Origin of the sequence: Anaeromonas frigoriresistens (genome assembly GCF_016820655.1) — a bacterium.
GTDB lineage: Bacteria > Bacillota > Clostridia > Tissierellales > SIT17 > Anaeromonas > Anaeromonas frigoriresistens.
The window spans coordinates 43585-57537 of sequence record NZ_WSFT01000015.1; the positions used below are offsets into that span (position 1 = coordinate 43585).

At 34.5% G+C, this 13953-nt stretch carries 30 protein-coding genes; all 30 read right to left on the bottom strand.

Annotated elements, in window-relative coordinates; all coding sequences use genetic code 11:
• Nucleotides 1–17: 17 nt before the first annotated feature.
• Nucleotides 18–416 (bottom strand): 30S ribosomal protein S11, encoded by a 399-nt coding sequence (gene rpsK, locus GOQ27_RS02585; RefSeq protein ID WP_203365256.1) that lies wholly within the window; start codon nucleotides 414–416, stop codon nucleotides 18–20.
• Nucleotides 417–431: 15 nt separating this feature from the next.
• The gene (rpsM, locus tag GOQ27_RS02590; RefSeq protein ID WP_203365257.1) at nucleotides 432–800 is read right to left on the bottom strand and encodes a 30S ribosomal protein S13; all 369 of its coding nucleotides are present in this window, start codon (nucleotides 798–800) and stop codon (nucleotides 432–434) included.
• Between the two features lie 120 nt (nucleotides 801–920).
• Nucleotides 921–1034 carry a 50S ribosomal protein L36 gene (rpmJ, locus tag GOQ27_RS02595; protein ID WP_130807950.1) on the bottom strand — a complete coding sequence of 38 codons (114 nt, stop codon included), beginning with the start codon at nucleotides 1032–1034 and terminating at the stop codon, nucleotides 921–923.
• A 15-nt stretch (nucleotides 1035–1049) separates the two neighbouring features.
• Nucleotides 1050–1268 (bottom strand): translation initiation factor IF-1, encoded by a 219-nt coding sequence (infA, locus tag GOQ27_RS02600; RefSeq protein WP_203365258.1) that lies wholly within the window; start codon nucleotides 1266–1268, stop codon nucleotides 1050–1052.
• A gap of 28 nt (nucleotides 1269–1296) precedes the next feature.
• The gene (locus tag GOQ27_RS02605; protein WP_203365259.1) at nucleotides 1297–1578 is read right to left on the bottom strand and encodes a KOW domain-containing RNA-binding protein; all 282 of its coding nucleotides are present in this window, start codon (nucleotides 1576–1578) and stop codon (nucleotides 1297–1299) included.
• 11 nt (nucleotides 1579–1589) lie between these two features.
• A complete protein-coding gene (gene map, locus GOQ27_RS02610; RefSeq protein ID WP_203365260.1) occupies nucleotides 1590–2336 on the bottom strand; it encodes a type I methionyl aminopeptidase in 747 nt (248 codons plus the stop codon).
• Nucleotides 2336–2986, bottom strand: coding sequence for an adenylate kinase (locus GOQ27_RS02615; RefSeq protein ID WP_203365261.1), 651 nt, complete (start codon nucleotides 2984–2986; stop codon nucleotides 2336–2338). Before GOQ27_RS02615 ends, map begins: the two co-directional genes overlap by 1 nt.
• Before the next feature lie 25 nt (nucleotides 2987–3011).
• A complete protein-coding gene (gene secY / locus GOQ27_RS02620) occupies nucleotides 3012–4286 on the bottom strand; it encodes a preprotein translocase subunit SecY (RefSeq protein WP_203365262.1) in 1275 nt (424 codons plus the stop codon).
• A 1-nt stretch (nucleotide 4287) separates the two neighbouring features.
• Complete coding sequence (gene rplO / locus GOQ27_RS02625) at nucleotides 4288–4731, bottom strand: 50S ribosomal protein L15 (RefSeq protein ID WP_203365263.1); 444 nt, start codon at nucleotides 4729–4731, stop codon at nucleotides 4288–4290.
• 22 nt (nucleotides 4732–4753) lie between these two features.
• Nucleotides 4754–4930, bottom strand: a complete 177-nt coding sequence (gene rpmD / locus GOQ27_RS02630; RefSeq protein ID WP_203365264.1) for a 50S ribosomal protein L30 — start codon at nucleotides 4928–4930, stop codon at nucleotides 4754–4756.
• Nucleotides 4931–4942: 12 nt separating this feature from the next.
• Nucleotides 4943–5449 (bottom strand): 30S ribosomal protein S5, encoded by a 507-nt coding sequence (gene rpsE, locus GOQ27_RS02635; protein ID WP_203365265.1) that lies wholly within the window; start codon nucleotides 5447–5449, stop codon nucleotides 4943–4945.
• Nucleotides 5450–5467: 18 nt separating this feature from the next.
• Nucleotides 5468–5836, bottom strand: coding sequence for a 50S ribosomal protein L18 (gene rplR / locus GOQ27_RS02640; RefSeq protein ID WP_203365266.1), 369 nt, complete (start codon nucleotides 5834–5836; stop codon nucleotides 5468–5470).
• Between the two features lie 20 nt (nucleotides 5837–5856).
• Nucleotides 5857–6396: a 50S ribosomal protein L6 gene (rplF, locus tag GOQ27_RS02645; RefSeq protein WP_203365267.1), complete on the bottom strand. Its 540-nt coding sequence runs from the start codon at nucleotides 6394–6396 to the stop codon at nucleotides 5857–5859.
• A gap of 34 nt (nucleotides 6397–6430) precedes the next feature.
• Nucleotides 6431–6829 (bottom strand): 30S ribosomal protein S8, encoded by a 399-nt coding sequence (gene rpsH, locus GOQ27_RS02650; RefSeq protein ID WP_203365268.1) that lies wholly within the window; start codon nucleotides 6827–6829, stop codon nucleotides 6431–6433.
• 31 nt (nucleotides 6830–6860) lie between these two features.
• Nucleotides 6861–7046, bottom strand: coding sequence for a type Z 30S ribosomal protein S14 (locus tag GOQ27_RS02655; RefSeq protein ID WP_203365269.1), 186 nt, complete (start codon nucleotides 7044–7046; stop codon nucleotides 6861–6863).
• 15 nt (nucleotides 7047–7061) lie between these two features.
• Entirely contained in the window at nucleotides 7062–7604 is a 543-nt protein-coding gene (gene rplE, locus GOQ27_RS02660) for a 50S ribosomal protein L5 (RefSeq protein ID WP_203365270.1), read from the bottom strand.
• Nucleotides 7605–7629: 25 nt separating this feature from the next.
• The gene (gene rplX / locus GOQ27_RS02665) at nucleotides 7630–7941 is read right to left on the bottom strand and encodes a 50S ribosomal protein L24 (protein ID WP_203365271.1); all 312 of its coding nucleotides are present in this window, start codon (nucleotides 7939–7941) and stop codon (nucleotides 7630–7632) included.
• Nucleotides 7942–7956: 15 nt separating this feature from the next.
• Nucleotides 7957–8325 carry a 50S ribosomal protein L14 gene (gene rplN / locus GOQ27_RS02670; RefSeq protein WP_203365272.1) on the bottom strand — a complete coding sequence of 123 codons (369 nt, stop codon included), beginning with the start codon at nucleotides 8323–8325 and terminating at the stop codon, nucleotides 7957–7959.
• Between the two features lie 29 nt (nucleotides 8326–8354).
• Complete coding sequence (gene rpsQ / locus GOQ27_RS02675) at nucleotides 8355–8609, bottom strand: 30S ribosomal protein S17 (protein ID WP_203365273.1); 255 nt, start codon at nucleotides 8607–8609, stop codon at nucleotides 8355–8357.
• 26 nt (nucleotides 8610–8635) lie between these two features.
• Complete coding sequence (rpmC, locus tag GOQ27_RS02680; protein ID WP_203365274.1) at nucleotides 8636–8839, bottom strand: 50S ribosomal protein L29; 204 nt, start codon at nucleotides 8837–8839, stop codon at nucleotides 8636–8638.
• The gene (gene rplP / locus GOQ27_RS02685; protein WP_203365275.1) at nucleotides 8829–9260 is read right to left on the bottom strand and encodes a 50S ribosomal protein L16; all 432 of its coding nucleotides are present in this window, start codon (nucleotides 9258–9260) and stop codon (nucleotides 8829–8831) included. The genes rpmC and rplP overlap by 11 nt, the downstream gene beginning before the upstream one ends.
• Nucleotides 9261–9289: 29 nt before the next feature.
• A complete protein-coding gene (gene rpsC / locus GOQ27_RS02690) occupies nucleotides 9290–9955 on the bottom strand; it encodes a 30S ribosomal protein S3 (protein WP_203365276.1) in 666 nt (221 codons plus the stop codon).
• 17 nt (nucleotides 9956–9972) lie between these two features.
• Entirely contained in the window at nucleotides 9973–10308 is a 336-nt protein-coding gene (gene rplV, locus GOQ27_RS02695) for a 50S ribosomal protein L22 (protein WP_203365277.1), read from the bottom strand.
• Between the two features lie 35 nt (nucleotides 10309–10343).
• Nucleotides 10344–10625 (bottom strand): 30S ribosomal protein S19, encoded by a 282-nt coding sequence (gene rpsS, locus GOQ27_RS02700; protein ID WP_203365278.1) that lies wholly within the window; start codon nucleotides 10623–10625, stop codon nucleotides 10344–10346.
• A gap of 40 nt (nucleotides 10626–10665) precedes the next feature.
• Nucleotides 10666–11496 (bottom strand): 50S ribosomal protein L2, encoded by an 831-nt coding sequence (rplB, locus tag GOQ27_RS02705; protein WP_203365279.1) that lies wholly within the window; start codon nucleotides 11494–11496, stop codon nucleotides 10666–10668.
• 30 nt (nucleotides 11497–11526) lie between these two features.
• Complete coding sequence (gene rplW / locus GOQ27_RS02710; RefSeq protein ID WP_203365280.1) at nucleotides 11527–11817, bottom strand: 50S ribosomal protein L23; 291 nt, start codon at nucleotides 11815–11817, stop codon at nucleotides 11527–11529.
• Nucleotides 11817–12440 (bottom strand): 50S ribosomal protein L4, encoded by a 624-nt coding sequence (rplD, locus tag GOQ27_RS02715; protein WP_203365281.1) that lies wholly within the window; start codon nucleotides 12438–12440, stop codon nucleotides 11817–11819. Before rplD ends, rplW begins: the two co-directional genes overlap by 1 nt.
• Before the next feature lie 24 nt (nucleotides 12441–12464).
• Nucleotides 12465–13097: a 50S ribosomal protein L3 gene (gene rplC / locus GOQ27_RS02720; RefSeq protein WP_213018399.1), complete on the bottom strand. Its 633-nt coding sequence runs from the start codon at nucleotides 13095–13097 to the stop codon at nucleotides 12465–12467.
• Between the two features lie 118 nt (nucleotides 13098–13215).
• Nucleotides 13216–13539: a 30S ribosomal protein S10 gene (gene rpsJ / locus GOQ27_RS02725; RefSeq protein WP_203365283.1), complete on the bottom strand. Its 324-nt coding sequence runs from the start codon at nucleotides 13537–13539 to the stop codon at nucleotides 13216–13218.
• A 338-nt stretch (nucleotides 13540–13877) separates the two neighbouring features.
• A partial coding sequence (locus GOQ27_RS17415) for an EF-Tu C-terminal domain-related protein (protein WP_203365289.1) occupies nucleotides 13878–13953 on the bottom strand: 76 nt, incomplete at its 5' end.

Sequence of the window (13953 nt, forward strand, 5' to 3'; positions counted from 1 at the left end):
GTATCTATCACTTTATACTATACTCTTCTACGTTTAGGTGGTCTACAACCATTGTGTGGTACTGGAGTAACATCTTTAATTAATGTTACTTCTAAACCAGTAGCTTGTAATGATCTGATTGCAGCTTCTCTACCTGAACCAGGTCCTTTAACATATACTTCAACAGTCTTTAATCCATGTTCCATAGCACTTTTAGCTGCTTCTTCTGCTGCCATCTGAGCTGCAAATGGAGTTGACTTTCTTGACCCTCTAAAGCCAAGCTGACCAGCACTTGCCCATGATATGGAATTCCCTTGCATGTCAGTTAATGTAACTATAGTATTGTTAAAAGTTGACTGAATGTGGGCTTGGCCCCTCTCAATATTTTTACGTTGTCTTCTTTTTACACGACCTTTTTTTACAGTCTTCTTAGCCACTTATAAGTCCCTCCTTTATTTCTTTTTCTTCTTGCTTGCTAGTTTCTTAGGACCTTTTCTTGTTCTTGCATTATTCTTAGTATGCTGTCCTCTTACTGGTAAACCTCTTCTATGTCTCATTCCTCTATAACTACCAATTTCTTTAAGTCTCTTGATATTCATAGCGATTTCTCTTCTAAGGTCACCTTCAACTATAATCTTATCTATTTCGTTTCTTAATTTACTTACTTCTTCTTCAGTTAAATCTTTGACTCTAGTATCTGCATTAATTCCAGTTACTCCTAGTATGTCATTAGATTTAGCTCTACCTATACCATATATATAAGTTAAACCTACTTCAACTCTTTTATCTCTTGGTAAATCTATACCCGCAATTCTGGCCATTTAGTTTACACCTCCTAAACCTGTGTTTCCAATAATATATTAACATCAAGCAGCCGCGCTCTAATTTATTAATCAAATAAATATTATACTACAAATTCCTAAATAAAACTAGGGTAATTATTAACCTTGTTTTTGTTTATGCTTAGGATTTTCGCATATAACCATTACTTTACCTTTTCTTCTTATAAGTTTACATTTTTCGCACATCTTTTTAACTGATGGTCTTACTTTCACTGTAATCCCTCCTTGTTACTTCTTTCGCCACGTAATTCTTCCTCTTGATAAGTCATAAGGTGACAATTCAATAGTAACTTTATCTCCTGGAAGTATTCTTATGAAATTCATTCTTAATTTACCTGAAATATGTGCTAATATTTCATGACCGTTCTCTAGCTCTACCTTAAACATTGCGTTTGGCAAAGTTTCAATTACAGTACCTTCTACTTCGATAACATCCTTTTTGGACATAAGGTTGTATAACCTCCATTTCCTGGCATTAATTCTCTTTTCTAAAAGAAGCCAATAATTTTCTAACATATGCATTGTTGAATTTTTCTTTAGCTTCAATCTTATTCTTTATTTCATCTAAAACTCTATTAGTAGGTCTTAGGTGTTTAACTTTTTTCTTCTTAGGATTATCTAGTTTTCTCAAATCTCCGTCTACTAATAATACATAATTTTCATCAAGTATCTCTATTATCACAAAGATTTTGCTGCTATCTCTACCAGCACTAGATTTTACAATCTGACCTATTTGAAGTTTTTCAGTAGTTTCCATGTACTTCACCTCTAGATAATTGTTAAAATCTCTGGTTCACCATCAGTGATAACTATAGTATTTTCATAATGAGCAGATAGTTTGTTATCTAATGTAACCACTGTCCATTCATCTTCTAGTACCTTTACTTTAAAAGTACCTTCATTTACCATAGGTTCAATCGCAAGAACCATTCCTTTTCTAAGTCGAGGACCTTTTCCCGGAGGACCATAATGTGGAATCTGTGGATCTTCATGCATTTCTTGACCTATGCCATGGCCAACATAATCTCTTACAACTGAAAAACCATTGGATTCAACATGCTTTTGTATGGCATGGGAGATATCTGAGAGTCTATATCCTTCTTTAGCAAATTTTATACCTTCGAAAAAACTTTCTCGAGTTACTTCAATTAGCTTTCTAGCCTCTTCACTAATATTCCCTACTCCATGGGTTCTGGCAGCATCTCCATAGTAACCATCAACTATAGTACCGATATCTATACTTATAATATCGCCATCATTTAATTTTTTTAATCCAGGTATTCCATGAACTACTTCATTGTTAATGGAAGCACAAATACTTCCTGGAAATCCATGATATCCTTTGAAGGCTGGTTTACTATCATGATTTGTTATAAATTCATAAGCCGCATCATCAAGTTCCTTTGTAGTAACTCCAGGCTTTATCAAGCCCTTTAGATACTCGTGAGTTTCTGCTACAAGCTTTCCTGCTCTTCTCATCTTTTCGATTTCTCTACTACTTTTTAAGATAATCATTAATTTCCGCTCCCAAGAACTTTTACTATATCATCAAAAACTTTATCGATATCCTGCTGTCCATCAATGTTAGCTAATATATCCTTCTCCTCATAATAGTTTATAAGTGGAGATGTTTGTTTCTGATATACCTCTATTCTCTTAGACACAGTCTCTTCAGTGTCATCATCTCGCTGATATAATTCTCCACCACATACATCACATTTTCCTGGTATTGTAGGTGGGTTGAATTTAATATGGTAAGTAGCTCCACAATCTTTACAGATTCTTCTGCCTACTGCCCTCTCAACTAATGAATCCTTTGATACTTGTATATTAATAACCCTATCTAATTCCCATCCAAGGTTATTTAATTCAGTATCTAAAGCTTCTGCTTGTGCTACTGTTCTTGGAAATCCATCTAGTAAAAAGCCTTCTTTACAATCATCTTGAGTTAGTCTGTCCTTTACTAAGTCTACCACTAGTTCATCAGGTACTAGTAGTCCTTGATCCATGTATTCTTTTGCTTTTTTACCAAGTTGGGTACCCTCTTTTATATTTTTTCTGAAGATATCTCCAGTTGAAATATGGGGTATGTTGTATTTATTTATTATACCTGAAGCTTGGGTTCCTTTCCCAGCTCCAGGTGGTCCTAATAATATAAGTCTCAAAAATATCATCTCCTTGTGGAGTTATCTATTTCAAGAATCCTTTATAATGTCTCATCATCATTTGTGATTCAATTTGTTTAACAGTTTCTAAAGCAACCCCTACTACGATAAGTAAAGCTGTTCCTCCAAAACCAATGTTCAAGTTTCCAAATGAAGATAAAATCGTTGGTAATGTTGCTATTAAAGCTAATACCATAGCTCCAACTAATGTAATTCTTGATATTACCCTGTTTAAATACTCTGAGGTAGGTCTTCCAGGTCTGATACCAGGAATAAAACCACCGTTTTGTTTTAAGTTGTTTGCATACTCAACTGGATTGAATTGAATTGCTGTATAGAAATATGTGAAGAAAACAATTAACAATACATTTAATGTTGAGTAAATCCATACTCCAGGGTTACCTTGTGGTGAGAACCATTTAGATATACCAGCTGCCCAACCTTCAAAGAAAAATGCTAATGTTTGTGGAAAAGCTAATAATGATGATGCAAATATAACCGGAATAACTCCAGCCATTAATACCTTTAATGGTATATGAGTACTTTGACCACCATACATCTTTCTTCCTACTACTCTCTTAGCATATTGAACAGGAATTCTTCTCTGTCCTTCTTGTATTGCTACAACACCTGCTATAACTATTACTGCTACAATTGCAAATAGAATTAATTCTATTATGCTAACTGTTTTTGCTTTTAACCAAAGGTTAAATGCATTGTAAATTCCTCCAGGTATTCTAGATATAATACCTGTAAATATTATTAATGATATACCATTTCCTATTCCATTTTCTGTGATTTGCTCTCCTAACCACATTAAGAATGCTGTACCTGCTGTTATTGTTATAACTACTACTGAGATAGGTAAAATTCCATCTCCTATTACAGCTCCTTGGAATAATCCAACACTGATACCTATAGCTTGAATTAAAGCGAATATCACTGTTAAATATCTAGTATATTGAGCAATTTTCTTTCTTCCTGCTTCCCCTTCTTTTGCTAATGCTTCTAGTTGAGGTATTACGATTGTTAACAACTGTATCACAATCGATGCAGTAATGTATGGATAAATATTAAGAGCAAAAATTGTCATACGTCCAAAAGCTCCCCCGGACATCAGATTAAACAATTCTAATACTCCACCGCCACTACCTTCAAAGAGTTGCTTTATGAACTCTTTATCCATAAATGGCACTGGTATATTTGAACCTAATCTAAATATAGCTAGCATTAATAACGTAAATAATATTTTTCTTCTTAAATCTGGAATCTTCCATGCATTTCTGAGAGTTGATAACACTTTAGATCACCTCTACCTTTCCCCCTATAGCCTCTATTTTCTCAGCAGCAGATTTGCTGAATTTATGGGCTTTAATAGTTAGTTTTTTATTTAACTCCCCATTTCCTAAAACTTTAACACCATCTTCAAGTTTCTTAATTACTCCTAATTCTTTTAATAATTGTGGAGTAACTTCTGTTCCATCTTCAAATCTATTTAAATCTTCTAAGTTTACTATAGCATATTTTGTAGCAAATATGTTAGTGAAACCTCTTTTAGGTAATCTTCTGTAGATTGGTAATTGGCCACCTTCAAATCCTGGTCTTACTCCTCCACCAGAACGAGAATTTTGACCATTTTCTCCTCTACCTGAAGTTTTACCTTGTCCTGTAGCTGTACCTCTACCAAGTCTCTTACGGTTCTTAGTGCTTCCGCCTTTATTCGGTCTTAACTCATGTAGCTTCATAGTCGCACCTCCTTACTTTAAATTACTCAACGATTTCAACCATGTGGTTTACTCTGTTTATCATACCTCTTATTTGTGCATTATCTTCTTGCTCTACAACTTGACCTATCTTTCTTAGTCCTAAAGCTTCTACTGTACTTCTTTGTTTATGTGTTTTACCAATTTTACTTTTAATTAACTTTATTTTAATTTTAGCCAAGGTTCTCGCCCCCTAACCTATGATTTCTTCTACGGATTTGCCTCTTAACTTTGCAACTTCCTCTGAAGTTTTAAGTTCGCTTAATCCTTGGATAACTGCATTTACCATATTTCTTGGATTGTTTGATCCTAGAGATTTAGTTCTGATATCTCTAACTCCTGCTAGTTCTAATACGTCACGCACAGGACCACCTGCTATAACTCCTGTACCTTCTGGAGCTGGTTTAAGTAAAACATTACCTGCACCAAATCTACCTATTATTTCATGTGGTATACTAGTACCAATGATTGGTACTCTTATAAGGTGTTTCTTAGCATCATCTATAGCTTTTCTTATAGCATCTGGGATCTCAATAGCCTTTGACATTCCTACACCAACATGACCATTTCCATCTCCAACTACTACAAGTGCACTAAATCTAAAGTTTCTACCACCTTTAACTACTTTAGTTATACGATTTATATTAACAACTTTTTCTTGTAAATCTAATTCATTAGCATCAATACGTCCGCGTTGCATTCATTCCCCTCCTTCTTGTTAAAAGTTAAGTCCAGCTTCTCTTGCGCCTTCAGCAAGTTCTTTTACTCTACCATGATAAATATATCCGCCTCTATCAAAAACTACAGATTCTATATTCTTGTCTTTAGCTTTCTCCGCTACAAGCTTTCCTACTTCTCTTGCAGCTTCTTTATTAGATGTAGAATCTAATTTTTCTTTTAAATCTTTATCTAGAGTGGATGCTTGAACTAAAGTAACACCATTTACATCGTCAATAACTTGAGCATATATATGGTTTAAACTTCTATAGACATTTAGTCTTGGTCTCTCAGGAGTACCATGTACTTTATTTCTCATTCTACCATGTCTTTTTAATCTTTTTTCATTTTTTCTTACTTTATTAAGCACTCTTACTCACTCCTTTCCCTCTATTTAGCAGTTTTACCTTCTTTACGTCTTACTCTTTCGCCTTGGTATCTTATACCTTTACCTTTGTATGGTTCAGGTTTTCTTAAAGCTCTGATAACAGCTGCGTAATTTCCAACTTGTTGTTTGTCGATACCTTTAACTACTATTTTAGTGTTTGATGGAACTTCAGTCTCGATTCCTTCTGGATCGTCCATTTCAACTGGGTGTGAGAATCCTAAGTTAAGAGCTAGTTTCTTACCTTGCTTTTGTGCACGGTAACCAACACCAACTATTTCTAAAGTTTTTTCGTACCCTTTAGTAACACCTACAACCATATTATCGATTAATGTTCTTGTAAGTCCGTGAATGGATTTATGTTTTTTATTTTCAGTAGGACGAGAAACAGTAATTTCGTTGTCCTTTATTTCAATTGTCATATCTCTATCTAATTGTTGTTCTAATGTTCCTTTTGGTCCCTTAACTACCATGTAGTTTTTCTCGTCTAATTTAATCTCAACACCTGATGGTATTTCAATTGGTTTAAGACCTATTCTTGACATGATTGCACCTCCTCATAGATCTAGTGATAATCTATTACCATACGTAGCAGATTACCTCTCCGCCTACGTCATTCTTTTTAGCTTGCTTATCAGTTAATATACCTTTAGATGTAGATAGAATTGCTATTCCTAATCCACCTAACACTCTTGGTATCTCATCTTTTTTAGCATACACTCTTAGTCCTGGTTTTGATATTCTTTTAATTCCAGTAATAACTTTATCATTATCTCTACTGTATTTAAGTTGTACTCTTACTATTCCTTGTTTACCATCTTCGATTACATCATAGCCCTTTATGAAACCTTCGTTTAATAAGATTTCAGCTAGTGCTTTCTTGATGTTAGAAGCAGGAATATCTACAGTTTCATGTTTTGCATTATTAGCATTTCTTATTCTCGTTAGCATATCTGCAATTGGATCTGTCATTGCCATTAGAGGTACCTCCTTCCACTCTCACTTATTTCTACCAGCTTGCTTTTTTAACTCCTGGTATTTGTCCTTTATATGCCAATTCTCTAAAGCATATACGGCATACACCGAATTTTCTTAAATAACCATGAGGTCTTCCACATATTCTACATCTATTATAAGCCTGTGTGCTATGTTTAGCTTTTTTTTGTTGCTTTAATATCATAGCTTTCTTTGCCAATTGGATCCCTCCTTACTATTTTTTAAATGGCATTCCCATAAGAGTTAAGAACTCTCTAGCTTGCTCATCATTGTTTGCTGTTGTTACTACGATTATATCCATCCCATTAATTCTTTCCACTTTATCATAATCAATTTCTGGGAAAATCAATTGCTCTTTAATTCCTAAAGCATAGTTACCTCTTCCATCGAAAGATGTTTTAGAAACTCCTCTAAAGTCTCTAACTCTTGGTAGAGCTACATTCATTAATTTATCTAAGAAGTCATACATTCTTTCTCCTCTTAAAGTAACTTTAGCTCCTACTGGCATACCTTCACGTAGCTTAAAGTTAGAAACAGATTTCTTAGCTTTTGTTGTTACAGGGTTTTGACCTGTTATTAATCTAAGTTCTTCTACAGCAGTTTCTAAAGTTTTAGGATTATCTTTAGCAACGCCCATACCCATATTAATTACTATTTTATCTAATTTCGGTACTTCCATAATGTTCTCATAGTTAAACTTTTCCACAAGGGCTGGTACTACATCCTTTGTGTATTTCTCTTTCAAACGTGATGTCATATGATTGACCTCCTTTCAAGAAACTTTAGTCGATTGCTTCCCCGCTTTTTTTACTTACTCTTATTTTTTCACCGTTGTCTAATATTTTGTATCCTACTCTTACAGCTTTCTTGTCTGCTTTACTCCAAACCATAACGTTTGATGCATGAATAGGTCCTTCTTGATGGATTATTCCACCTTGTTGCATTTGAGGACTTGGTTTTTGATGTTTAGTAATCATGTTAACGCCCTCTACTAATACTCTATCTTTCTTAGGCATTACTTCTAATACCTTACCTTTTTTCCCTTTATCTTTACCTGCTATTACTACAACAGTGTCTCCTTTTTTTACATGCATTCGTTACACCTCCCTTTATAATACTTCAGGTGCTAGTGAGATTATTTTCATGAAGTTTCCGTCTCTTAACTCTCTTGTTACAGGACCAAAGATACGAGTTCCTACTGGTTGCTTATCATCTTTGATTACAACAGCAGCGTTCTCATCAAATCTGATGTAACTTCCATCATCTCTTCTTAGCTCTTTTGTAGTTCTAACTACTACCGCTTTAATTACTTCTCCTTTTTTAACAACACCTCCGGGTGTTGCTGTTTTAACAGAAGCAACTATTATATCTCCAACACTTGCATATCTTCTTCTTGTACCACCTAAAACTTTTATACATAATAACTCCTTTGCTCCAGAGTTATCTGCTACTTTTAAGCGTGATTCAACTTGAATCATATGTGACCCTCCCTTCAGTTCTGTAAGGATTATTTAGCTTTTTCTATAATTTCAACTAATCTCCATCTTTTTTGCTTACTTAATGGTCTAGTTTCCATGATCTTTACTTTGTCACCAATTCTGCATTCATTATTCTCATCATGGGCTTTGAATTTTGTTGTTCTTTTAACTGATTTACCGTAAAGTGGGTGAGAAATGAATGTCTCAACTCCAACAACTACTGTTTTATCCATTTTATCACTCAATACTTTACCTATTCTTACTTTTCTATTAGCTCTCTCCATTAATTAGCCCTCCTTTCATGGAACTACTAAGCGTTTGATTCTTTTAGTTCGCGTTCCCTAGTTATAGTCTTAACTCTTGCGATATCCTTTCTTACTACCTTAATTCTCATAGGATTATCAAGTTGCCCAGTAGCTAACTGGAACCTTAAGTTAAATAACTCTGACTTTAACTCAGCTAGTTTATTATCTAATTCTTTTGTTGTCATATCACGTAGTTCACTAGCTTTCATTAGCTTCACCACCCTCATCACGAGTTACAAATTTACATTTAATAGGCAGTTTATGAATTGCTAGTCTCATAGCCTCTCTAGCTAATTCTTCTGGTACACCGGCCATTTCGAACATTATTCTACCTGGTTTAACTACTGCTACCCAGTATTCTGGTGAACCCTTACCTTTACCCATACGAGTTTCAGCAGGTTTCTTTGTTACTGGCTTATCGGGGAAGATTTTAATCCAAATCTTTCCTCCTCTTTTAACGTGTCTCGTCATAGCCCTTCTTGCTGCCTCTATTTGATTTGATGTAATCCAACCTGGCTCTAAAGCCTGAATTCCATACTCTCCGTATGATATGGTATTGCCTCGAGTGGCCTTACCTTTCATTCTTCCTCTATGTGTTTTACGATGCTTTACTCTTTTAGGCATTAACATGACCTATTCCTCCTTCCTCAGGATATTTATTACTTTTTATTTCCATTATTTGATTGTTCTCTTTTTGTAGGAAGTACTTCTCCTTTATATATCCAAACCTTAACTCCGATTTTTCCGTATGTTGTATCTGCTTCTGCAAATCCATAGTCAATATCAGCTCTTAATGTTTGTAGAGGTATAGTTCCTTCACTATATCCTTCAGTTCTAGCCATATCAGCTCCGTTTAATCTTCCAGCAACAGCAGTTTTTATACCCTGTGCACCAGATCTCATAGTTCTTTGAATACTTTGCTTCATAGCTCTTCTAAAGGATACCCTTCTTTCAATTTGGGAAGCAATGTTTTCAGCTACTAATTGAGCGTCCATTTCTGGAACTTTTACTTCTTCAACATTAACTACAACTTTTTTCTCAGTCATTTTTTCTAGTTCTTTTCTTAAAGCTTCTACACCTGATCCACCTTTTCCTATAACCATACCAGGTTTTGCAGTGTATACATTAAGTTTAACTCTATTTGCAGCTCTCTCGATCTCTATTTTAGAAATCCCAGCAATAAACATTTTTTTCTTTACATATTTACGTATATTGTTATCTTCTACTAAATAATCAGCGAAGTTCTTAGAGTCTGCATACCACTTTGAGTCCCAATCTTTTATAACTCCGACCCTTAAACCGTGTGGATTAACTTTTTGACCCATTCGTATCCCTCCTTTTCTTATTCTCTTTCTTTAACTACTACACCAATGTGACTAGTTCTTTTTCTTATTTGGAATGCTCTTCCTTGCGCTCTAGGTCTCCATCTTTTTAGAGTTGGTCCTTGATTCGCATATACTTCTGATATATATAAATTATCTCTATCCATATCAAAGTTATTCTCAGCATTAGCAACTGCTGATTTTAATACTTTTTCTAATGTTTCTGCACCTTTTTTAGGAGTAAATTTCAATATAGCCAATGCTTCGTCTACATTTTGTCCCCTCACTAGATCAGCAACTATCTGAACTTTTCTAGGTGAAATTCGCACATGTTTAGCTATCGCTTTCGCTTCCACTTTTAGTTACCTCCTCACATCAATATACTTCTAAATTATCTAAGTGATGTTTTCTTCTCCGTGTCTCCATGTCCTCTAAATGTTCTAGTAGGAGCAAACTCACCTAGTTTATGACCAACCATATCTTCAGTAACATATACCGGCACATGCTTTCTTCCGTCATAAACCGCTATTGTGTGTCCTATCATTTGAGGAAATATAGTTGAACGACGTGACCATGTCTTTATTACCTTTTTCTCATTTTTCTCATTTAAATCTTCGATCTTTTTCATTAAATGATCATCTACAAAAGGTCCTTTCTTTAATGATCTACCCATTAAAGTGCCTCCTTTCAACTGGTATTATCTATCTACGCTATTATTTCTTTCTCTTTCTTACTATAAACTTATCAGACTTTTTATTCTTCTTACGAGTCTTGTATCCAAGTGTAGGTTTACCCCAAGGTGTTACTGGAGATGGTCTACCTATAGGAGATCTACCTTCACCACCACCGTGTGGGTGATCGTTAGGATTCATAACACTACCTCTTACAGTAGGTCTAATTCCCATATGTCTCTTCTTACCAGCTTTACCAACTGTGATATTTTCATGATCTAAATTACCTACTTGACCAATTGTAGCTCTACACTCTATTCTCACCATTCTAACTTCTCCTGATGGAAGTTTAATCTGTGCATAGTTACCTTCTTTAGCCATTAATTGAGCTTCATTTCCTGCTGATCTTACTAATTGACCACCTTTACCTGCTTTAAGCTCTATATTGTGAATTGTTGTACCTACTGGTATAAATTTAAGTGGTAAAGCATTACCAACCTTAATATCTACATTTTCTCCAGATTCGATTATATTTCCTACCTTTATTTTGTTAGGAGCTATAATATATCTCTTATCTCCATCTGCATAATGGATTAGTGCAATATTTGCTGATCTATTTGGATCATATTCAATAGCGGCTACTTTACCAGGAACCCCATCTTTATTTCTTTTGAAGTCTATTATTCTATACTTTCTCTTAGCTCCGCCACCTCTATGACGTATAGTAATCTTTCCATGAGCATTTCTTCCAGCATTCTTTTGTAATGGAGCTAAAAGTGACTTTTCAGGCTCTTTTTTTGTGATTTCTTCAAAAGTAGAAACGGTCATTTGTCTTAAGGCTGGTGAAGTAGGTCTAAATTTTTTGATACCCATTACGATTCCCTCCTTCTTACTAACTATTTATTACATTCCCTCGAAGAATTCAATTCCTTTACTATCTTCAGTTAATGTTACCACAGCTTTTTTCCAACTTGGTCTTCTTCCGATATTCGCACCCATTCTCTTTAGTTTTCCAGTCATATTTAATGTGTTAACCTTACTCACTTTAACGTCAAATATCTTTTCTATTGCATTTTTTATTTCAGTTTTGTTGGCTTTCTTATCCACTACAAAAGTGTATTTACCTTCAGCCATATCATTCATACTTTCTTCTGTTACTATAGGTTTTCTTATAATATCGTGTGGATTACGCATTACGCATACACCTCCTCCACTTTTTTAACAGCATCTTTAGTTATAATGAAATTATCATATTTTAATATGTCATAAACATTTAAAGTATTAACTAATACAGTCTGTACTCCAGGAATGTTTTTCGCTGATTTTATAACATTTTCATCTTTCTCACTCATAACTATTAATGCTTTCTTACTTGAATTTAAGTTCTTTAAGATATTTACCATATCTTTTGTTTTTGGTTGCTCCATTTTTAGTTCATCCACTACAAATATTTCATTATCGATAACTTTTGAACTTAAAGCTGATTTCATAGCTAATCTTCTAACTTTCTTTGGTACACTATAACTGTAATCTCTTGGTTTTGGTGCGAATGATACTCCTCCACCAACCCAGTGTGGCGCTCTTATACTTCCTTGACGAGCTCTACCAGTACCTTTTTGTCTCCAAGGTTTTCTTCCTCCACCTCTAACTTCAGATCTAGTTTTAACGGATTGAGTTCCTTGTCTCTTATTCGCTAATTGATTCTTAACAACTTCATATAATACGTGTTGATTAACTTCAACTCCGAATACACTATCTTTTAATTCTATATCATCAATTTGTTCACCTGATAGGTTGTATAAAGCTACTTTAGGCATTTCGTATCCTCCCTTCTATGAAACTTATTTAGAAGCTTTTACGCTTTCTTTTATTGTCAACAATCCACCTTTTGGTCCAGGTATTGCCCCTTTAACCAATAATAGATTCTTGTCTGCATCAATGCTAACTATCTCTAAGTTTTGTACTGTGATTTTCTTATGTCCCATATGTCCAGGAAGTTTTTTTCCTTTAAATACTTTTGATGGGTGAGATGAAGCTCCCATTGATCCTGGTCTTCTATGATACTTAGAACCATGTGTTTCAGGTCCTCTTGATTGTCCGTGTCTTTTAATAACACCTTGGAATCCTTTACCTTTAGAAACGCCACTCACATCAACTCTGTCTCCTGTTTCAAATAAATCAGCTTTTAACTCTTGACCTATTTCATAAACATTAACATCGTCAACTCTAAATTCTGTCAAGTATTTTTTGAATCCTACTTGTGCTTTGTTGAAATGACCTTGCTTAGGCTTGTTTACTTTCTTTTCCTTGATATCATTATATCCTAACTGAACAGCATTATATCCGTCAATATCTGTAGTTTTAATTTGAACTACATTCATCGGTCCGGCTTCTATTACAGTTACAGGAACTACATCTCCGTTTTCAGTGAAAACTTGTGTCATTCCTATTTTTTTTCCTAATATACCTTTCATCAAATACACCTCCTATTTTCTTACAGCGGATTACAATTAAACGTAATCATTCTAAGTAAGAGTGTATTGCTTTTAAATGATGCTTCATCTATAAGCAAACTTTTCTCATTACTTTCAATTATAATTTAATTTCGATATCAACACCGGCTGGTAAATTAAGTCTCATTAATGAGTCAACTGTACTTGGTGTTGGGCTTAAAATATCGATTAATCTCTTATGAGTTCTTTGTTCGAACTGCTCTCTAGAGTCTTTGTACTTGTGTACAGCTCTTAAAATTGTGATTATCTGCTTTTCAGTTGGTAGTGGCACTGGTCCTGAAACCTTAGCCCCTGTTCTCTTTGCAGTTTCTACAATTTTCTCAGCAGATGAATCTAAAATCTTGTGATCATAAGCCTTTAATCTGATTCTTATTTTTTGTTTTCCATTAGAATTGTTAGCCATTTACGATTCCCTCCTTCTATCGCATGTTTATTTACATACGACAAGGTTTTGCCGATACACTCATCCGGGTGTTTACTAGTTTTTTTTAAGGATAAATGCTTGCAACAAAGCCTGCCGCCCAATTTAAAATCGGACATTCTCAGCAAAAATTCCCTGCAAAACACAGCTACCTTTTGCCTCATCGCATGTCAACCGCATACTTTAATATTGTAACTCAAAACCTAATAAAACTCAAGGGTTTATTTAGATTTTTTGTTAACATTTTTTAATATATGCATATTTAATATATCAAATTAAAAGAAGGGTCTCCCCTTCCTTTAATTTGTATTATGTCAATATTACTCTGTTATCTCACTAACTACTCCAGCACCTACTGTTCTTCCACCCTCACGGATAGCGAACTTAAGTCCTTTT